Source organism: Streptomyces sp. NPDC000983, assembly GCF_040299205.1.
Taxonomy (GTDB): Bacteria; Actinomycetota; Actinomycetes; order Streptomycetales; family Streptomycetaceae; genus Streptomyces.
The window spans coordinates 301,877-321,797 of sequence record NZ_JBEPBM010000001.1; the positions used below are offsets into that span (position 1 = coordinate 301,877).

General features: G+C 72.5%; 17 protein-coding genes. All 17 read left to right on the forward strand.

From position 1 onward, the window contains the following. Nucleotides 1–152: 152 nt before the first annotated feature. The 17 genes from ABT296_RS01125 to ABT296_RS01205 all read left to right on the forward strand — a co-directional run bounded on the left by ABT296_RS01125 (nucleotide 153) and on the right by ABT296_RS01205 (nucleotide 19,913). Nucleotides 153–1,379 (forward strand): serine hydrolase domain-containing protein, encoded by a 1,227-nt coding sequence (locus tag ABT296_RS01125; protein ID WP_351922248.1) that lies wholly within the window; start codon nucleotides 153–155, stop codon nucleotides 1,377–1,379. Nucleotides 1,380–1,472: 93 nt separating this feature from the next. Further along, nucleotides 1,473–2,675: an alpha/beta hydrolase family protein gene (locus ABT296_RS01130; RefSeq protein WP_351922249.1), complete on the forward strand. Its 1,203-nt coding sequence runs from the start codon at nucleotides 1,473–1,475 to the stop codon at nucleotides 2,673–2,675. A gap of 166 nt (nucleotides 2,676–2,841) precedes the next feature. Beyond that, nucleotides 2,842–4,149, forward strand: coding sequence for a serine hydrolase domain-containing protein (locus ABT296_RS01135; RefSeq protein ID WP_351922250.1), 1,308 nt, complete (start codon nucleotides 2,842–2,844; stop codon nucleotides 4,147–4,149). Nucleotides 4,150–4,619: 470 nt separating this feature from the next. Next, the gene (locus ABT296_RS01140; RefSeq protein WP_351922251.1) at nucleotides 4,620–5,690 is read left to right on the forward strand and encodes a type III polyketide synthase; all 1,071 of its coding nucleotides are present in this window, start codon (nucleotides 4,620–4,622) and stop codon (nucleotides 5,688–5,690) included. A 30-nt stretch (nucleotides 5,691–5,720) separates the two neighbouring features. Further along, nucleotides 5,721–6,272, forward strand: coding sequence for a cupin domain-containing protein (locus tag ABT296_RS01145; protein ID WP_351922252.1), 552 nt, complete (start codon nucleotides 5,721–5,723; stop codon nucleotides 6,270–6,272). Nucleotides 6,273–6,277: 5 nt separating this feature from the next. After that, entirely contained in the window at nucleotides 6,278–7,435 is a 1,158-nt protein-coding gene (locus ABT296_RS01150; RefSeq protein WP_351922253.1) for a DegT/DnrJ/EryC1/StrS family aminotransferase, read from the forward strand. After that, nucleotides 7,432–8,427, forward strand: coding sequence for a class I SAM-dependent methyltransferase (locus tag ABT296_RS01155; RefSeq protein ID WP_351922254.1), 996 nt, complete (start codon nucleotides 7,432–7,434; stop codon nucleotides 8,425–8,427). Before ABT296_RS01150 ends, ABT296_RS01155 begins: the two co-directional genes overlap by 4 nt. 49 nt (nucleotides 8,428–8,476) lie before the next feature. Continuing rightward, complete coding sequence (locus ABT296_RS01160) at nucleotides 8,477–10,054, forward strand: class I adenylate-forming enzyme family protein (protein ID WP_351922255.1); 1,578 nt, start codon at nucleotides 8,477–8,479, stop codon at nucleotides 10,052–10,054. A 12-nt stretch (nucleotides 10,055–10,066) separates the two neighbouring features. Next, on the forward strand, nucleotides 10,067–10,987 hold the full coding sequence (locus ABT296_RS01165) for an aromatic prenyltransferase (protein ID WP_351922256.1): 921 nt from the start codon (nucleotides 10,067–10,069) through the stop codon (nucleotides 10,985–10,987). Between the two features lie 146 nt (nucleotides 10,988–11,133). Continuing rightward, on the forward strand, nucleotides 11,134–12,369 hold the full coding sequence (locus ABT296_RS01170; RefSeq protein ID WP_351922257.1) for a cytochrome P450: 1,236 nt from the start codon (nucleotides 11,134–11,136) through the stop codon (nucleotides 12,367–12,369). 14 nt (nucleotides 12,370–12,383) lie between these two features. Continuing rightward, nucleotides 12,384–13,385, forward strand: coding sequence for a mevalonate kinase (gene mvk / locus ABT296_RS01175; protein ID WP_351922258.1), 1,002 nt, complete (start codon nucleotides 12,384–12,386; stop codon nucleotides 13,383–13,385). Further along, nucleotides 13,375–14,421 carry a diphosphomevalonate decarboxylase gene (gene mvaD, locus ABT296_RS01180; protein ID WP_351922259.1) on the forward strand — a complete coding sequence of 349 codons (1,047 nt, stop codon included), beginning with the start codon at nucleotides 13,375–13,377 and terminating at the stop codon, nucleotides 14,419–14,421. Before mvk ends, mvaD begins: the two co-directional genes overlap by 11 nt. Next, nucleotides 14,418–15,539, forward strand: a complete 1,122-nt coding sequence (locus ABT296_RS01185; RefSeq protein ID WP_351922260.1) for a phosphomevalonate kinase — start codon at nucleotides 14,418–14,420, stop codon at nucleotides 15,537–15,539. Before mvaD ends, ABT296_RS01185 begins: the two co-directional genes overlap by 4 nt. Further along, a complete protein-coding gene (fni, locus tag ABT296_RS01190) occupies nucleotides 15,536–16,627 on the forward strand; it encodes a type 2 isopentenyl-diphosphate Delta-isomerase (RefSeq protein WP_351922261.1) in 1,092 nt (363 codons plus the stop codon). Before ABT296_RS01185 ends, fni begins: the two co-directional genes overlap by 4 nt. Further along, nucleotides 16,624–17,682, forward strand: coding sequence for a hydroxymethylglutaryl-coenzyme A reductase family protein (locus ABT296_RS01195; RefSeq protein WP_351922262.1), 1,059 nt, complete (start codon nucleotides 16,624–16,626; stop codon nucleotides 17,680–17,682). Before fni ends, ABT296_RS01195 begins: the two co-directional genes overlap by 4 nt. Beyond that, nucleotides 17,675–18,862, forward strand: coding sequence for a hydroxymethylglutaryl-CoA synthase (locus ABT296_RS01200; protein WP_351922263.1), 1,188 nt, complete (start codon nucleotides 17,675–17,677; stop codon nucleotides 18,860–18,862). The genes ABT296_RS01195 and ABT296_RS01200 overlap by 8 nt, the downstream gene beginning before the upstream one ends. 76 nt (nucleotides 18,863–18,938) lie before the next feature. After that, nucleotides 18,939–19,913 (forward strand): 3-oxoacyl-ACP synthase III family protein, encoded by a 975-nt coding sequence (locus ABT296_RS01205; RefSeq protein WP_351922264.1) that lies wholly within the window; start codon nucleotides 18,939–18,941, stop codon nucleotides 19,911–19,913. Nucleotides 19,914–19,921 lie beyond the last annotated feature (8 nt).

The window sequence follows — 19,921 nt, forward strand, 5'->3', positions numbered from 1 at the left end:
GAGGGACTCGCCCAGGGAGCCGGCCGGGGAGCCGCCCGGGGACCGATCGAGTGGACTCGCCCCAACAGGGCCCACGGCGCGGACCGCCACCGCGCGCCCGGATGGTGATGTTGCCCTCTGCGACCCCCCTGACCCGGAAGAGGCGCCCCGTCATGCGACGCACCCCCTCACGCCGTCCGTTCGCCGCGGCCCTGCTCGTGGCATCCGTGCTCGTCCCGGTGTCGGTGGTTCCCGCCACCGCCGTGCCGGCCGCGGCGGCACCCGCACGGCACGGCACCGACGACTGCCCCGAACACGGAAAAGGGCACGGACACGGTCACGGGCTCGGACCCGAGCTGACCGCGCGGCTGGACAAGGCCATCGAGGACGTCCGCCGGGAGGCCGGCATCCCCGGCGCCGTCGTCGGCCTGTGGATGCCGGGCAAGGGCAGCTACGTCCGCGCGACCGGAGTGGCCGACACCGCCACCGGCCGACCGATGACCCGCGACATGTACGTGCGGATCGGCAGCGAGACCAAGACCTTCACGGTCACCGCGCTCCTCGAACTCGTCGACGCGGGCCGCGTCGGCCTCGACGACCCGATCGCCGACTACGTCGACGGCGTGCCGGGCGGCTCCGGCATCACCCTGCGGAACCTGGCCGAGATGCGCAGCGGCCTCTACCCGTACACCTTCGACCCCGACTTCCAGCACGACCTGCTGAGCGACCCGAGCCGCTCGTTCACCCCCGAGGAACTCCTCGCCTACGGCTACCAGCACGCCAACACCGCCGACCCGGGCGAGGAGTTCCAGTACTCCAACACCAACCTCGTCCTCCTCGGCCTGGTGATCGAGAAGGTCAGCGGCCGCCCGCTCGCCGAGTTCATCCACCGGCGGGTGCTGCGCCCGGCCGGGCTGCGCCACACCCTGTTCCCGGGCGACGCCACCTTCCCGGAGCCGCACCCGCGCGGCTACACCGACCAGACGCTGACCGGCGAGACCACCGACGCCACGGACTGGAACCCCAGCTGGGCCTGGGCGGCCGGGGCCATGATCTCCGACCTGCACGACCTGCGGAGCTGGGCGAAGACCGTCGCCACCGGCACCCTGCTGAGCCCGCGGACCCAGGCGGAACGCCTCAAGACGCTGCCCACCGGCATCCCCGGCACCCGCTACGGCCTCGGCATCTTCGAGACCGGCGGCTGGATCGGGCACAACGGCTCCATCCCCGGCTACGAGACGGTCACCGTCTACCTCCCCGAGGAGAAGGCCACCCTGGTGGTCATGATCAACACGGATATCACCGTCGACGGCCAGGAGCCGTCCTCCCTGCTCGCCCGCGCGGTCACCGAGATCGCCACCCCGGACCACGTCTACGACCGTCCGTTCCCGCAGAACTAGCGGGTCCCTTCCCGAAGTGGCGTGCCGGCCCCGGCGGTTCAGGGCGGGCACGCCCCTCCCCCCACGCGGGGGACCGATGTCCTGGGGGCACCCATGCGGCTCTTCGACGACGCCCTGTTCCAGATGTTCGCCGAGCGGGCGCTGACCACCATCACCGGTGGCGGCGCGGAATGGGGCGAGTGCGCCCTGACCGCCCAGCGGATCTTCGAGAGGGACGCCGACAGCTGGTACGAGGAATGGGCCGCGACCGCGGCGATGGTGGAGGGCTGGGCCGAGGAGAGTGCCGCGGCCGGGCACCCGGTCAGCGCCCGGGAGGCGTTCCTGCGGGCCTCCACCTACCACCGGATCTCCTACTACCCGCTCTTCGGCGCCCCCGTGGACCCCCGGCTCGCCGAGGCGGCCGCGCGGGAACGCGCGTGCTTCGCGCGGTTCGCCGAGGCAGGCGATCCACCGCTCGTCCCGGTCCGGGTGCCCTACGAGGGCACCTTCCTGGACGGCTACCTGTGCCCCGCGACCGGACCCGCCGCCGACCGCGGCCCCCGCCCCACCGTCGTCGCCGTCAACGGCTACGACTCCAACGTCCACGAGATGTACTGGGCGCACGCCCTGCCCGCCGTCCGGCGGGGCTACCACTGTCTGCTGGTCGACGGCCCCGGACAGGGCCTGGCCCTGGTCGGACAGGGCCTGACGATGCGCCCGGACTGGGAGAACGTGCTGCGCCCGGTCATCGACCACGCCGTGACGCTGCCCGGAGTGGACCCCGGCCGCATCGCGGTGATCGGCTGGAGCCTCGGCGGCTTCCTGGCCCCGCGCGGGGTGAGCGGCGACCCGCGCGTGGCCGCCCTGGTCGCCGACCCCGGCCAGTGGGACCAGCTGGAGAACATCCGCGAGATCCTCCCCCTGCCCCGCGAGCTGAAGGACCGGCTCCCCGACGTGGACCCGGCCGAGCTGGACCCCCACCTCAGACCCCTGGTCCGGTCCGCGGCCATGCGGTGGCGGCTCATCCAGCGCGGGCTGTGGGTGCACGGACTGAAGAGCCTCGGAGAGTACGTCGTCGAACTCGACCGCTACCGCCTCTCCGACGTCGTCGCCGGCATCACCTGCCCCACGCTGATCACCGCGAGCGGCGGCGATCCGACCGCGGCCGGGGCCGAGAAGCTGTACGAGGTCCTGGACTGCCCCAAGACCCTGGTGCGGTTCACCGCCGCCGAGGGCGCGCAGGGGCACTGCGAGAGCTGGAACCGCTCGCGCTACAACCAGCGGGTGTTCGACTGGCTGGACCAGGTCCTGAACTGATATGCCGTCAGGTCAGGAACTTGAATTGACATGCCGTCAGATCCGAGTGTCCGAGGGTGCCTTGTCCCGTGCGGAGGCGGTCCGGCGCGGCCCCGACGGGTGATCTTCGGGCGCGTCGGCGGACCGCTCGGCCGTCGGGCGGGCGCCCCCGGCGAATACTCCGGCCATGAGAAAGCCCCGTAGCGGCCCCCGCCGCACACCCCGGTCGCGCCCGGCCGCGGCCCTCGCCGCCCGCCGCACACCCCGGTCGCGCCCTGTCGCCGCCACCGCCCTCGCCGCGGCCACCGCCTTCGCCGCCGTCCTCGCGCTGGGCGCGCCCGCCCCGGCCGTCGGCGGCGCGCACGGCGACGGCGCCGGCCGCGGACGTCCCTGCGTCGGCTCACGGCTCCCCGACCGGGGCCCGGCGCGCGAGATCGTGCGGATCGCCGAGCGGGCCAAGGCGGAACTCGACCTCAAGTCCGTGATCCTGCGCGTCACGGCCGACGGCCGCGAGGTCGTCACCACCGCGCTCGGCGAGTCGATGACCGGAGTCCCCGCCGAACCCGCCATGCACTTCCGCAACGGCAACATCGCCATCAGCTACCTGGGCACGGCCCTGCTGCGCCTCGTCGACGAGGGCCGGGTGGACCTGGACGACCCCGTCGGACGCTGGCTGCCCGACCTCCCGGACGGCGACCGCATCACCCTGCGCATGCTGGCCGCCTCCACCACCGGCCTGCGGGACTACGTCCGCGATCCCGCCTTCCAGGAGGCCGTGAGCGCGAACCCGTTCCGGCACTGGACGCCCGAGGAACTCGTCGCCATCTCCACCGGCCAGGAGCGCTGGTACGAGCCGGGCACCAACTGGAACTACTCGCACGCCAACTTCGTCCTCCTCGGCGCCGCCCTGGAGAAGATCACCCACACCCGGCTGGACGCCCTCCTCCAGCGCGAGATCATGGGCCCCCTGCGCCTGCGCGAGACCCGCAACGGTTTCACGCCCGACATCCCCGCGCCCGTCCTGCACGCCTTCAGCTCCGACCGCGGGACGTACGAGGAGTCCACCTTCTGGAACCCCTCGTGGACCACCGCGCCCGGCGCCGTGCAGACCACCGACATCTGCGATCTGGCCCGCTCCGCCACCGCCATCGGCTCCGGCGAACTCCTCTCGCCCGCCTCGTACCAGGAACTGCTCAACCCGGGCACGGTCGGGCTCGGCGAGGCCACCGAGAAGTGCCCGGCCTCGGTCTGCATCGCGCAGACCGAGGAGACGCACTACGGCATGGGTGTCCTCGTCCTCGGTGACTGGGTCGCCCAGCATCCGCTGTTCTTCGGCTACTCGGCCTCCATGGCCCACCTCCCGGCCGAGCGGCTGTCCATCGCGGTCTCCACCACCCAGGGCACCACCGCCTCGGGCGGCCACTACGCGCACGACATCCTCCAGCGCATCGCCGCCGAACTCGCCCCCGACCACCCGGTCCCCGACTTCGGCTGACCCGCCGGTCCTGCCCCGTGCGGCGGCACCGCCGCACGGGCCGAGGGCTCGTCCGAACTCGCCATGGTGCGGCCGTTGTCGAGTCCGGGCCGCCGCTCCGATGTGACCTGAGTCACCTCCTGGTCTTCTTGGCGCGGGCGCCCCCCTCGTGTCACGATTTCCGCACGCCTTCCCTGCCCGAAAACAGCCGCAGCCGGCTGTACGGTCCGAGCAGCTGAAGTCCCCTTCCGCTGAAGGCAAGGGCCCGGCTCGCCGTCGGCGACAGCGCCCCTCCCGCGGCCGCGTCCGTGAGTGACGGTGCGTCAATCCACCGCCGGGACAGCGGCGTCGAGGATCCGCCAGGAAACGCCACCTCCCGAACCGACCCGCCCGGCAGCCGTTCCGCGGCCGTCGGACGGGTCTTCGACCTGCCTTCAGCGCGACGCTCCACTGCCCTTGCCGTCGAGACTCTGAGGAAGTGGATCACAGATATGCCGAGGCTATGCAAGCCGGCCATGAACGCGCCCGAACACGTCATCACCCTGGAAGAGACCCTGGACTTCGCGGCGCGGGCACACGCCGGCAAACCGCAACTCGCCCTGGCGCTCCGGCTGATCCGGAACACCGGTGTCCAGAAGCGGCACATCGTCCAGCCCATCGAGAAGACGCTCCACCACCCGGGCTTCGAGGCGCGCAACCGCATCTACGAGGTCGAGTCCAAGAAGCGCACCCCCCGGGTCATCCAAGAGGCGCTGGCCAACGCCGACTTGAGGACCCGTGACATCGACGCCATCATCTACGTGTCGTGCACCGGGTTCCTGATGCCGTCGCTGACCGCCTGGCTCATCAACCACCTGGGCTTCCGCTCCGACACCCGGCAGATACCCATCGCCCAACTGGGCTGCGCCGCCGGCGGAGCGGCCATCAACCGCGCCCACGACTTCTGCGCCGCCCACCCCGGCAGCAACGTCCTGATCGTCTCCTGCGAACTGTGCTCGCTGTGCTACCAGCCCGACGCCGACGACATCGGCTCGCTGCTCTCCGACGGCCTCTTCGGCGACGCGGTCGCCGCCGCGGTCGTGCGGGGCGAGGGCGGCGTCGGCATCGACCTGGAGCGCAACGCCTCCTACCTCATCCCGGACACCGAGGACTGGATCTCGTACGCGGTCAAGGACACCGGCTTCCACTTCCAGCTCGACCGCCGGGTGCCCGGCACCATGGAGCCCCTCGCCCCCGTCCTGCGCGAACTGGCCAAGGACCACAGCTGGGACGCGGGCAAGCTCGACTTCTACATCATCCACGCGGGCGGACCGCGCATCCTCGACGACCTCGCGAAGTTCCTGGAGGTCGACCGCGAGGTGTTCCGGCACAGCTGGTCGACGCTCAACGAGTACGGGAACATCGCCAGCGCCGTCGTACTCGAAGCCGCCCGCCGGCTGTTCGAGGAGGAGACCCCGGCGCCCGGCGCGACCGGTCTGATCGCGGGGTTCGGTCCCGGCATCACCGCGGAGATGGCACTCGGCACCTGGGCGGCCGACGGCGTCCCGCAGACCTTCGCCTGACCGCATGCGCGCACACAGGAAGCGGAGTACATGACCGACCTCATCATCCCGGCCGGAGCCGGGCGCAAGCTGGTCACCCCGGCGCAGTCGGTGACCTTCAAGGCCACCCAGGAGATGGGATCCTCCGTCTCGATATTCGAGGTGGTCGTACCGCCCGGGTTCGACGTCGGGGCGCATGTCCACGAGCGGGCGCAGGAGTTCTTCTACGTCCTGGAGGGCGAGCTGGACCTGCTGTGCTTCGAACCGGCCGAGCGCACCGCCGACACCTGGCACCACTGGGAGTCCGTCAAGGGCGACCGGGTCGTCCGCGCCGCCGAGGGCAGCTGCATGTTCGTACCGCCCGGCACCCCGCACGCGTTCCGCAACGCCACCGACAAGCCGGTGAAGATGCTCTTCCAGAGCTACCCCTCGCCCGAACACGAGGAGTACTTCGAGGAGATCGCCGAGATCTGGGCGCGCGGCACCGCCGTCGACCCCGCCGCCGTCGAGGCCATGCGGCAGCGCTACGACGTCCGGCAGATCACCCCGCTGCGGTACCGGCCGGAGGCCGAGGACGCGCACGCGGCACCGAGCGGAAGGTGACGGACATGGACTCGATACCCCTCGTCCACGCGAGCCTCGGCGAGCGCGAACTCACCGCCGTCGCCGAGGTGTTCGCCTCCGGCTGGCCGGCCGGACAGGGCCCGCGCGGCAAGGCGCTGGAGGCACGGCTCGCCGAGCTGTACGGCGTCGGTGACGCCGTCGCCGTCAGCAACTGCGGCGCCGCGCTCCACCTCGCCCTGCTCGCCTTCGGCGTGGAACCCGGCGACGAGGTCATCGTCGCCGACTACACCTTTCCCGCCCCCGCGCAGGCCGTGCGCTACGTCGACGCCGTGCCCGTCTTCGCCGACGTACGCGCCGACACCGGCACCGTCGACCCGCGCGCGGTCGCCGACCTGATCACTCCGCGCACCGTCGGCATGATCGTGGTCGACACCCTCGGCGTCCCCGCCGACTACACCGAACTCCAGGAGATCGCCGACCGCCACGGCCTGTTCGTCGTCGAGGACGCCGCCTGCGCCGTGGGCGCCACCTACCGGGGCCGCCCGGCGGGCGCGCTCGCCGAGGTGGCCTGTCTCTCCTTCCACGGACGCAAGGGAGCCACCAGCGGAGAGGGCGGCGCCCTGCTCGCCCGCGACCCCGCGATCGGCGCGGAGGCCCGGCTGCGCTCCTCCTTCGGCATCGGCAGCATCTTCGACATGGGCAAGGTCGTCGGCCTGCCCATCCCCGAGTTCACCGAGATCGGCTTCAACTACAAGCTCTCCGACATCGCCGCCGCGATCCTCCAGGTCCAACTGGGCCGGGTGCAGGAGCTGCTGGACCGCCGCAACGCCGTCGCCGCCCGGTACGGCGAACTCCTCGGCGAGGAGGAACTGCTGGCGGTGCCCCGGGTCCCCGAGGACCGCACCCACGCCTGGCAGTCCTACGTCGTGACCCTCGACGCGCGGGTCGACCGCTCGGCCGTCGCCGCCGCACTGCGCGGTCAGGGCATCGGCTGCGGACAGGGCGCCTGGGCGACCCATCTGCAGCCGGTGTTCCGTTCGGAGCGCACCTGCCCGGTCTCCGCCGACCTCTTCGCCCGCAACCTCGCCCTGCCGATGCACGCCGAACTCACCGAGGAGCAGGTCGAACGGGTCGCGCACGCCGTGCGCGGCGCGGTCCGCGCCCACGCGGCGTCCGCCCCGGCCCTGGGAGGGGCAGCATGACGAACCGCACGCCGTCACCCGACACCGTGATGCGGCTGATCAACGGCTACTGGGCCACCGGCATCCTCGCCGCGTCGGCCACCCACTCGCTCTTCACCCACCTGGAGAGCGGCGCCGGCACCGCCGCCGAACTCGCCGACCGGGCCCGGATCTCCGAGCGCGGCGCCCAGACCCTCCTCGACGGACTGCTCGCCGTCGGCCTGGTCGAACTCTCCGAGGGCCGCTACCGCAACAGCGCCGAGGCGTCCGCCTACCTGGTCGACGACAAGCCCGCCTCGCTGGCCGGGTTCGCCAGGCTGAAACTGACCCACATGGGCAGCCTGGCCGACCTGGCCGAGGTGGTCCGCGTCGGGGGACCGGTCGCCAACCCGGTGGTGGAGGTCGCCAACAACCCGCACTGGGAGGGGATCGTCACCGCCATCGCCGCCCAGTCGCTGCCCGCCGCGACCATCGCCGCCGAAGTCCTCGGCCTGGCCGGCGCGGGGGAGATCTCCGTCCTCGACGTCGGCGGCGGCTCGGGCGTCTACTCGGGCATCTGGCTGGAGGCCAACCCGGCCGCCCGCGCCACCCAGCTCGACTGGGCGCCGATCAACGAGATCGCCCGCCGGCTGCTCACCGAACGCGGCGTCGCCGACCGCTTCACCACCGTCGACGGCGACTTCCACCACACCGACTTCGGGACGGACGCGTTCGACGTCGCCGTGTACTCGCACATCGCCCACCAGGAGGGGCCGGAGAGCAACATCGAGGTGTTCACCCGGCTGCGCCAGGCCCTCAGACCCGGCGGCACGCTCGTCGTCAACGACTACATCGTCGACGACGACCGCGGCGGCCCCGCCTTCCCGCTGATCTTCGCCTCCGAGATGCTCCTCAAGAGCAAGCGGGGCAGTACCTGGCGGCGCCGCGACTACCAGGAGTGGCTGGTCAAGGCGGGATTCACCGACATCTCGTTCCACTCGGCACCGCCCGCCACCCTGGTCATCGCCCGGTGAGCGCCACGGACCCGCGTGCCCCCCGACCCCCGGTAAAGGAGACAGCCCGATGAACGGCACCGTTGCCCATCGGTCGATCCAGAAGCGCGGCCTGCACATCGGTCTGCTGCCGGCCATGGCCGCCGCCGTCAACCCGGCGACGCCGATCACACTCGACCACGACCTGGACGTACTGCCCTCATTGGGACGCCAGTTGACGGTCAATCAGCTCGCCGAGGCGGTCGACGACCTGGCGGCGCGGCTGTGGGCCGCCGGAGTCCGGCAGGACGAGCACGTCGTGCTCCACAAGAAGGCCAACGCCGACGTGTGGATGCTGGCCTGCGCCGCGTCCCGGATCGGCGCGGTGCCCGTCCTGCTCTCGCCCAGCCTGGACGCGGTCACCGTCGGCGCCCTCCTCCAGCGGGTCGGCCGGCCGAACCTGCTGACCGACGGGCACAAGCTCGACGCGCTGGCCGAACTGCCGCTGGAGCGGCTGACCCGGCAGGTGATCATCGTGGCCGGGGAGCGGCCGGGCGCCGTGTCCCTCGGCGGGCTCGCCGGGTCGCCCCGCGTCGAGCCGGTGGTGCGGCCCATCGACGAGCCGGCCGTCATCACCCACACCTCGGGCACCACCGGCGTGCCCAAACTGGTCGTGCACACCCCCCGCACCCAGGGCATCCGGCTCAAGCCCCAGTGGCGGCTCCTCTCGCTGATGCGGCGGCGGGAGAGCGTCGCCATCCACATCCCCTTCGTGCACTCCCGCAACGTCGCGGCGATGGCGCTGGCCCTCCTGCGGGAGATGCCGGTGCTGCTGCTCAACGAGTCGGACCCCGAGACCGTCGCCGAACAACTCCTGGAACACCGGCCCGGGTTGATCGAGGCGCTGCCCAACTCGCTGATGGCGTGGGAGCATCTGGCCGACGACCCGCGCCGGCCGTTCGCCTCGGTGAAGTACTTCAGCAGCACCTTCGACGCGATCCACCCGCGGACGATGAGCCGGCTGCTGAAGTCCTCGCGGCGGCGCGGCGCCCTGTTCTTCCAGATCTACGGGCAGAGCGAGGTCGGCCCCGCCGTCGGCCGCGCCTACTTCCGGCACTCCGCGCACAAGGCCAACGGCCGGTGCGTCGGCTGGCAGATGCCGCTCGGCTCCGCGCGGGTCCGCGTCGTCAGCCGCGACGGGAACCGGCCCACCGAGGCCAACCCCGGCCGTATCCAGGTCGCCTGGCCCGGCCTGGCCAAGACGTACTTCGGTGAGCAGGACCGCTACGACAGCAACCGCGAGGGCGAGTGGTGGGGGACCGGTGACGTCGGCTACTTCACCCGGTTCGGCTGTCTGCACATGCTCGACCGCGAGGTGGACATGATCCCCGGCGTCCGCAGCTCCCTGGAGGTCGAGGACCTGGTCCTCGCCCGCCTCGACGAACTGAGCGAACTCGTCGTGGTCCACGGCCCCGACGGCTCGCCCGTCCCGGTGCTGTGCACCCACGGCGACCGGCCGCTGGACCCGGACCGCTGGCGCTCGGCCGTCGCCGACTTCCCGCAGCTCGCCGACCCGGTGCTGATCCCGGAGGCCGAACTCCCGCGCACCGGAACCCTCAAGGTCCAGCGCCTCGCACTCGCGGACCGGCTCAAGGAACAACTCAACTGAATCTTTGGAGTGATGATGTCGGGAACCGTCGACGTCTCGGTGGCGGGCTTCTACTCCGCCATCGAGAAATCAGCCGGCCTGCTGGACGTGACCGCCTCCGAACAGGCCGTCATGCCCATCCTGACCGCGTTCGAGGACGCCCTGCCCCGGGCCGTGATCGCCTTCCGGGTCGCCACCAACGCACAGCACGAGGGCGACTTCGACGCGCGGTTCACCCTCCCCGCGGACATCGACCCGTACGAGACCGCCGTGACCCGGGGCCTGCTGCCGAAGACCGACCACCCCATCGGCCACCTGCTGGCCGACATCCGCGGCCTGTGCCCCGTCGACAGCTACGGCATCGACTTCGGCGTCACCAAGGGCTTCAAGAAGGTCTGGATCTACTTCCCGGCAGGTGAGCACGAGACCCTGGACCGGCTGAACGGGCTGGCCTCCACGCCGCCCGGACTGGCCGCGAACATGGACTTCTTCACCCGGTACGGTCTCGCCGACACGGTGGACGTGATCGGCATCGACTACCGCAGCCGCACCATGAACGTCTACCTCCGGGCCCCCGCCGAGTGCTACGAGCGGGAGACCGTCCTGGCGATGCACCGGGACCTCGGACTGCCCAGCCCCAGCGAGCAGATGTTCGCGTTCTGCGAGAAGTCCTTCGGGATCTACACCACCCACAACTGGGACTCCCCGGCCATCGAGCGGATCTCCTACGGGGTGCGCACCGACAACCCGATGGCCTACTTCGCCCGGCTCGGCACCAAGATCGAGCACTTCGTGAAGAGCGTCCCCTACGGCGTCGACGACCCCAAGATGGTCTACGCGGCGGTGACCTCCAGCGGCGAGGAGTACTACAAACTCCAGTCCTACTACCGCTGGCGCTCGGTCAGCCGTCTGAACGCCGCCTATCTCGCCGCGCGCGACACCGAATCCGCATAGCCGGGCCGGCGCGCCCCCAGGGGAATCCCGCACCGCGCGGGATTCCCCTTCTTTCGTTCCCGGTCGCCGAACGCACGCAGGTTTGTGTACGAGAGGTGTACGCAGTGTCCAGTCGGACCCAAGCCCCAGCATTCCAGTTCAGCCGGATGGAGAGCCTTCTACGAGGGCACCGGCTGCGCCCCCTGACCGTGGACGGCATCGACGCCGTGTTCGTCAGGGACCCGTTGCTCGTGCGCAGGATTCTGGTGGGAGAGAGCAGGAACTACGGAAAGGGCGAGCTGTTCCGCAAGGCCCGCAACCTCAGCAGGGTGGGCATGCTCTCGGAGGACGAGGCCATGCACCGGCACTACCGGCGCCTGGCCAACCCCTTCCTGCGGGCGTCGAAGGTCGACGAGTACGTGCCCGTCATGCGGGACGTCGTCCGTGACGTCGTCTCCGCCTGGCGGACCGGCGACGTGGTCGACGTACAGGCCGAGATGTGCCGTATCACCTGCGCCATCTCGGTGAGCACCCTCATCCCCGGCCTGCCGCCCGCGACCACCCGTGAGCTGGGCGAGCGGCTCTCCCGGCTGGCCTGGGAGATGATCCGCAAGCCGCTCTACGGCAGAGCGGCGGCCAGGGCGGCCCGGCCCGGCGCCTCGGGGCAGCTCAAGCGGGCCCGTACGGACTTCCGCGACCTGCTCGCCGAGTGCGTCGCCGCACTCCCGGACGCCCCCGACGGAACCGGCGGCTGGCTCTCGGCGCTCCTCGCCGACTCCGACCGGCAGGGCAACCGCCTGCTGACCGAGGAACAGGTCTGCGAGGAGGCGGTCATGATGATGACCGCGGCGACGGTCACCACCGCCTCCGTCATGTCCTGGGCCCTGCATGTGCTCTGCGAACAGCCCCTGGTCGAGGAGCGCCTGCTCAAGGACCTGGCGGCCCGGCGCAGCGGGGACAGCGGGCACGAGCGCGGCGACATCGGGTACACCATGCGGTTCCTGATGGAGGTCCTGCGGCTCTACCCGCCGGTGTGGATCTCCTGCCGTAAGACCCTGACGGACGTCACCCTCGGCGACCTCCCGCTGCCGGCCGGGACGAACGTCGTCTTCAGCTCCTACCTGCTGCACCGCGACCCCGAGTGCTATCCGGACCCGCACCGCTTCGACCCCGACCGGTGGCTCGCCCCGCAGCCCGGGAAGGTCGACGCCTCCTACATCCCCTTCGGCATCGGGTCGAAGGGCTGCGTCGGCGAGATGTTCGCCTGGCAGGAACTCCAGGTCATCCTCGACGTGGTGACCGAGGAGTGGAAGCTGGGCAGCGACTCCGGGCGGTCGGTGCGCACCGCGCCCGAGACGACGCTGCACCCCCGGCGCCTCCTCATGGTCCCGCAACCCCGGTGAGGGAGCTGACTGCTGTGACTCTGTCCACCTCGGCGGAGGGGGTGCCGGGAGCCGGCCGGGCCCGCTCCACCGGCGTCGGCCACGCCCACGCCAAGGCCGTCCTGCTCGGCGAGCACGCCGTCGTCTACGGCGCCCCCGCGCTCGCCGTCCCGGTACCGGTGCTGACCGTCACCGCCACCGCCCGCCGGTCACCCGAGGGGGCCGCGGGCGGGGTCACCGTCACCCTGACCGGCTCGACCTCGCGGCCGATGGCAGCCCAGGCGTCCGACGGACTGCGCAGGCTCATCGGCGAGTTCACCCGGTCCCTGGGCGTCGACGACGACCGGCACCTCGACGTCGCCCTCGACGCCGGCATCCCGCACGGCAGGGGCCTCGGCTCCAGCGCCGCCTGCGCGCGAGCCGTCGTCCACGCCCTCGCCGACCTGCACGGCCGGGACGTCACCGAGCGCCGGACCTTCGACCTGGTGCAGACGGCGGAGAACGTGGCGCACGGCCGCTCCAGCGGTGTCGACGCGCGGGCCGTCGGCGCACGCGGGCCCCTGCTGTTCCGGCGGGGCGAGGCCCAGGAGCTGCACGTCGGCCACCACGGGCTGCTGGTCATCGCGGACAGCGGTGTCGTCGGCCGCACCAAGGACGCGGTGGAGCTGCTGCGTGAAGGGTTCGAGCAGCACACCGGAGCACGCGAACGGTTCGTGGACCGCGCCACCCGGCTGACCGAAGGGGCCCGGCAGGCGCTCGTCGAAGGCCGTTCCGAGGAGTTCGGCGCACGGCTGACGGACTATCACGACCTGCTGCGCGCCGCGGGACTGAGCATCAGGGCCGTCGACGACCTCGTCGAGGCCGCGCTCACCGCCGGCGCCCTGGGCGCCAAGATCACCGGCGGTGGCCTGGGCGGCTGCGCCATCGCCCTGACCAGGACGGACCGGGCCGACGAGGTCACCCGCGAACTGCGTGCGGCCGGTGCCGTACGGACCTGGACCGTCGCGCTGGGAGGACCCGCCGAGCATGCGCCCTGAACCCCTCGTCCACCCGCCCGCGGCACCCACCACCCCCGCCGCCACCGCCGTCGCCCACCCCAACATCGCGCTGGTCAAGTACTGGGGCAAGCGGGACGAACGCCTTGTCCTGCCCCGGGTCGACAGCCTCTCCCTGACCCTCGGCGTCTTCCCGACGACCACCACCGTGGCGCTCGCCCCCGGCACGGCGCACGACCGGGTGACCCTCGACGGCGCACCCGCCGAGGGCGAGGCGCTGCGCCGGGTCGTCGCCTTCCTCGACCTGGTGCGGGACCGGGCCGGCATCGCCCACCGGGCCGTCGTGGAGAGCGAGAACACCGTCCCCACGGGCGCCGGACTCGCCTCGTCCGCGAGCGGTTTCGCCGCCCTCGCCGCCGCCGCGGCCGCCGCGTACGGCCTGCGGCTCGACGCGGCGGGCCTGTCCCGGCTGGCCCGCCGCGGCTCCGGGTCCGCCTGCCGGTCGGTCTTCGGCGGCTTCGCCGTGTGGCACGCCGGCCGCGATCGAGCCGATCCCGCGGAGGCCGACCTCGCCTCGTACGCCGAGCCCGTCGCCGTCGGCGACCTCGACCCCGCCCTCGTCGTCGCCGTCGTCGACGCGGGCCCCAAGCCCGTGTCCAGCCGCGCGGCCATGCGGCACACCGTCGACACCTCACCCCTGTACGAGCCGTGGGCGGTCTCCAGCCGGGCCGATCTGACCGAGATGCGCGCGGCACTGCTCGCCGGCGACATCGAGGCCGTCGGCCGGGTCGCGGAGCGCAACGCCCTCGGCATGCACGCGACCATGCTGGCCGCCCGGCCCGCCGTCCGCTACCTGTCGCCGGCCACCCTCACAGTCCTCGACGCGGTGCTCCGGCTGCGTGGCGACGGCGTCCCCGCCTACGCCACCATGGACGCCGGACCCAACGTCAAGGTGCTCTGCCGCCGACCGGACGCCGACCGGGTCGCCGAAGCGGTACGGGCCGCCGCCCCCGGCTCCCGGGTGCTCGTCGCCGGACCGGGACCCGGCGTCCGGCTGCTGGACGGGGACGGCCGGTGAGCCCACCGGGAACCGTCGTCCGCCGCGCGCCGGGCAAGCTGTTCGTCGCGGGGGAGTACGCGGTCGTCGAGCCCGGCAACCCGGCGATCCTGTTCGCCGTCGACCGCCACGTCACCGTCACCGTGTCCGGCGCCGCCGGGGAGGGCGTCGAGATCACCTCCGACCTCGGCCCGCGCGGCGAACGCCTGCGCTGGCACGCCGGCCGCCTCGTCCCCTGCGCCCGGACCCGACGGCCGGAGCCGCGCGCCGGACTCACCCATGTGCTGTCCGCGATCGAGACCGTGGCCCGGCTCCTCGCCGAACACGGCGCCCCGGCACCGGAGTTCGCGCTGTCCGTGGAGAGCGGCCTGCACGACCACGGCACCAAGTACGGCCTCGGCTCCAGCGGTGCCGTCACGGTGGCGACGGTGTCGGCCGTCGCCGCGTACGGCGGTCTCGCGCTCACCGACGAGGAACGCTTCCGGCTGGCCCTGCTCGCCACCGCCTCGATCGACCCCAAGGGGTCCGGCGGCGACCTCGCGGCCAGTACCTGGGGCGGCTGGATCGCCTACCGGGCGCCCGACCGGGCCGCCGTACGCGCACTCGCCGACGACCTGGGCGTCGAGGCCGCGCTCCACGCGCCCTGGCCGGGGTTCGGCCTACGACGGCTGCCCGGCCCCGAGGGGCTCGCGCTGGAGGTCGGCTGGACCGGCACCCCCGCCTCCACCGCCTCCCTCGTCTCCCGACTGCACCGCCGGCCCTGGCGCGGCACCCCCGCCCACCGCGGGTTCGTCCGCACCACCACCGACTGCGTGCACGCGGCCGCCGCGGCCCTCGAACGCGGCGACGGCCAGGAACTCATGCACCGGATCCGGCAGGCCCGCCGGGAACTCGAGCGCCTCGACGAGAGTGCCGCGCTCGGCGTCTTCACCCCCCGGCTCACCGCCCTGTGCGACGCCGCCGAAACCCTCGGGGGCACGGCGAAACCCTCCGGGGCGGGCGGCGGCGACTGCGGCATCGCCCTGCTCGACGCCGGAGCCACCCAGGACATCGCTCGACTGCGTGAACGCTGGGCCGCCGCCGGGGTCACCCCCCTGCCCGTGCGGCCCGCCGCGGAAGCGGAAGGGACCCACACATGATCGCTCAACGCAAGGACGACCACGTCCGCCTCGCCGCCGAACAGCAGCAACAGCATGGCGGACACAACGAGTTCGACCTGGTGTCGTTCGTCCACCACGCCCTGGCCGGCCTCGACCGGACCGAGGTGTCCTCGGCCGTCGCCTTCGCCGACCTCACCTGGCCGGTGCCGCTCTACATCAACGCGATGACCGGCGGCAGCGAGCGCACCGGCCGCATCAACCGGGACCTGGGCATCGCCGCCCGCGAGACCGGGGTGCCCATCGCCTCCGGCTCCATGAGCGCCTACTTCAAGGACCCGGACTGCGCCGGCACCTTCAGCGTGCTCCGGGAGGAGAACCCGGACGGGTTCGTCCTCGCCAACGTCAACGCGAACGCCTCCGTCGAGCAGGCCCGGCGCGCCGTCGACCTGCTGCGTGCCGACGCCCTCCAGATCCACGTCAACACCGTGCAGGAGACGGTGATGCCCGAGGGCGACCGGTCCTTCGCCGCCTGGGTGCCCCGCATCGAGAAGATCGCGGCCGGCGCCGGCGTCCCCGTGATCGTCAAGGAGGTCGGCTTCGGCCTCAGCCGAGAGAGCGTCCGCCTGCTCGCCGAACTCGGCGTGCGCGCCGCCGACCTCGGCGGTCGGGGCGGCACCGACTTCGCCCGGATCGAGAACGGCCGGCGCGAACTCGGCGACTACGCCTACCTCACCGGCTGGGGCCAGTCCACCGCCGCCTGCCTGCTCGACGCCCAGGACGCCCCGATCCCCGTGCTCGCCTCCGGAGGCGTGCGCAACCCGCTCGACGTGGCCCGCGCCCTCGCGCTCGGCGCGTCCGGCGTCGGCGCCTCCGGCACCTTCCTGCGCACCCTCCTCGACGAGGGGGTCACCGCGCTGGTCGCCCGCCTGACGACCTGGCTCGACCAGCTCGCCGCGATCCAGACCGTGCTCGGCGCCCGCACCCCCGCCGACCTGACCCGCTGCGACCTGCTGATCCGCGGCGGGCTCCGCGACTTCTGCGCCGACCGCGGTATCGACACCCGGCCCTTCGCGCGCCGCTCGAACCTGCGCGGCGTCCGCCCCGAGATGACGGGAAACTCACGATGACCGACAACGCGACCGCCGGGGTCCCGATGCGCTGGGTGGGACCCCTGCGCATCTCGGGCAACGTGGCCACCACCGAGACCTCCGTCCCGCTCGCCACCTACGAGTCACCGCTGTGGCCCTCCGTGGGCCGCGGCGCGAAGGTCTCCATGCTGGCCGAACAGGGCATCGTCGCCACCCTCGTCGACGAGCGGATGACCCGGTCGGTGCTGGTGGAGGCCACCGACGCGCAGACCGCGCTGGCCGCCGCGCGCAGCGTCGACGCCCGCCTCGGCGAACTCCGCGAGGTGGTCCGCACCTGCAGCCGCTACGCCGAACTGATCGGCGTGCGCCACGAGATCAACGCCAACCTGCTCTTCCTGCGCTTCGAGTTCTCCACCGGCGACGCCTCCGGCCACAACATGGCCACCCTCGCCTCCGACGTGCTCCTGCGCCACCTGCTGGAGACGGTCCCGGGCATCGCCTACGGGTCGATCTCCGGCAACTACTGCACCGACAAGAAGGCCACCGCCGTCAACGGCATCCTCGGCCGCGGCAAGAACGTCGTCACCGAACTCCTCGTGCCCCGCGACGTCGTGGAGGGCGTCCTGCGGACCACGGCCGCCGGGATCGTCCGGCTGAACCTCCGCAAGAACCTGCTCGGCACCCTCCTCGCCGGCGGCATCCGCTCGGCCAACGCCCACTTCGCCAACATGCTGCTCGGCTTCTACCTGGCCACCGGCCAGGACGCCGCCAACATCGTCGAGGGCTCCCAGGGCGTCGTCATGGCCGAGGACCGCGACGGCGACCTCTACTTCGCCTGCACCCTGCCCAACCTCATCGTCGGCACCGTCGGCAACGGCAAGGGACTCGACTTCGTCGAGGACAACCTCGCCCGGCTCGGCTGCCGGGCCGACCGCGCCCCCGGGGAGAACGCCCGCCGGCTCGCCGTCATCGCCGCCGCCACCGTGCTCTGCGGCGAACTCTCCCTCCTCGCCGCCCAGACCAACCCGGGCGAACTGATGCGCGCGCACGTCCAGTTGGAACGCCACAACGAGACAGCAAAGGCCGGTGTCTGAGGAAATGGCCCACGAGACCGCCGTAGGAATCCACGATCTGTCCTTCGCCACCACCGAGTTCGTCCTGCCGCACACCGTGCTCGCCGCGCACAACGGCACCGACCCCGCCAAGTACCACCACGGCATCGGGCAGCGGTCCATGAGCGTGCCCGCCGCCGACGAGGACATCGTGACCATGGCCGCCGCCGCTGCGGCACCCGTCGTCCGACGGCACGGCACCGACGGCATCCGCACCGTCGTCCTCGCCACCGAATCCTCCATCGACCAGGCCAAGTCGGCCGGCGTCTACGTCCACTCCCTGCTCGGCCTCGGCTCGGCGACCCGCGTCGTCGAACTCAAACAGGCCTGCTACGCGGCCACGGCGGGCCTGCAGTTCGCCCTCGGCCTGGTGCGCAGCGACCCCGCGCAGCGGGTCCTCGTGATCGCCTCCGACGTCTCCAAGTACGAACTCGACAGCCCCGGCGAGGCCACCCAGGGCGCCGCCGCCGTGGCCATGCTGATCGCCGCCGACCCCGCCCTGCTCACCATCGAGGAGCCGTCGGGCCTGTTCACCGCCGACGTCATGGACTTCTGGCGGCCCAACTACCGCGAGGCCGCCCTGGTCGACGGACAGGAGTCGATCGGCGCCTACCTCCTCGCCGTGCAGGGCAGTTGGAAGGACTACACCGAGCAGGGCGGCCGTGACCTCGACGAGTTCGCCGCGTTCTGCTACCACCAGCCCTTCACGAAGATGGCGTACAAGGCCCACCGCCAACTGCTCAACTACTGCGGCCACGGCGTCGACGAGGACCGCGTCACCCGCGACCTCGGCCTGACCACCGCCTACAACAACGTCATCGGCAACAGCTACACCGCCTCGGTGTACCTGGCCCTCGCCGCCCTCCTCGACCAGGCCGACGACCTCGGCGGGCGGCCCGTCGGCTTCCTCAGCTACGGCTCCGGCAGCGTCGCCGAGTTCTTCGCCGGCACCGTCGTCCCCGGCTACCGCGACCACCTGCGCACCGCCGCCCACCGCGCGGCCGTCGACCGGCGCACGCCCGTCGACCACGCCCGCTACCGCGCCCTGCACCAGTACTCCTTCCCGGCCGACGGAGGGGACCACATCACCCCCGCCGAGACCACCGGCCCCTTCCGGCTGGCGGCGCTGCGCGGCCACAAGCGCATCTACGAGACCAGCTGAGCGTCCGGCCGGCCGGGGCCGCGACGGCCCTGCAAGGGACTCCATTTCCACGATCACCTCTGGGGAGGGCGGGCGCATGACCGAAGTCGGGGTGCTCGGAACCGGTGCCTACGTACCGCCACGAGTCGTCTCCAACGACGAGGCGGGAGCGGCGGCGGGCGTCGACGACGCCTGGGTCGTCCGCAAGACCGCCATCCGGGAGCGCCGCTGGGCCGCCCCCGACCAGGCCACCTCGGACCTGGCCGCCGCCGCGGGCCGGGCCGCCCTGGACTCGGCCGGCGTCACCGCCGAGCAGCTGTCCGTGATCGTCGTCGCCACCTCCACCCCCGACCGGCCCCAGCCGCCCACCGCCGCCTATGTGCAGCACCTGCTGGGCGCCGTCGACGCGGCCGCCTTCGACGTCAACGCCGTCTGCTCCGGCGAGGTGTTCGCGCTCGCCGCGGCCGAGGGCATCCTCACCCGGCGCGGCGGCTGCGCCCTGGTCATCGGCGCCGACGTGTACTCGCGCATCCTCGACCCGGCCGACCGCAGAACCGTCGTCCTCTTCGGCGACGGCGCCGGCGCGATGGTCCTGGGCCCCGGAGGGGGCGCCCGCGTCCGCAACATCGCCACGCACACCTTCGGTGAGCTGTCGGGGCTGATCGAGGTGCCGGCCGGCGGCAGCAGACTCCCCGTCGACCGGGCCGCACTCGACGCGGGCCTGCACTACTTCACGATGGACGGCCGGGCCGTGCGCGGCTTCGTCGAGGACCGACTGCCGCTGCTCACCAAGGAGTTCCTGCACGAGAGCGGCGTCGGACCCGACGACATCGCCCACTTCGTGCCGCACCAGGCCAACGGCGTTCTGCTGGACACCGTGTTCGAGACCCTCGCGCTGTCCCGGGCCACCCTGCACCGCACGCTCACGCACTACGGCAACACCGGAGCCGCCTCCATCCCGATCACCCTGGCCGAAGCCGCCCACGCCGGTGCCTTCCAGCACGGAGACCTGATCCTTCTGGCGGGCTTCGGCGGCGGCATGGCGGCGGGATTCGCACTGGTCGAGTGGTGATGACGTCG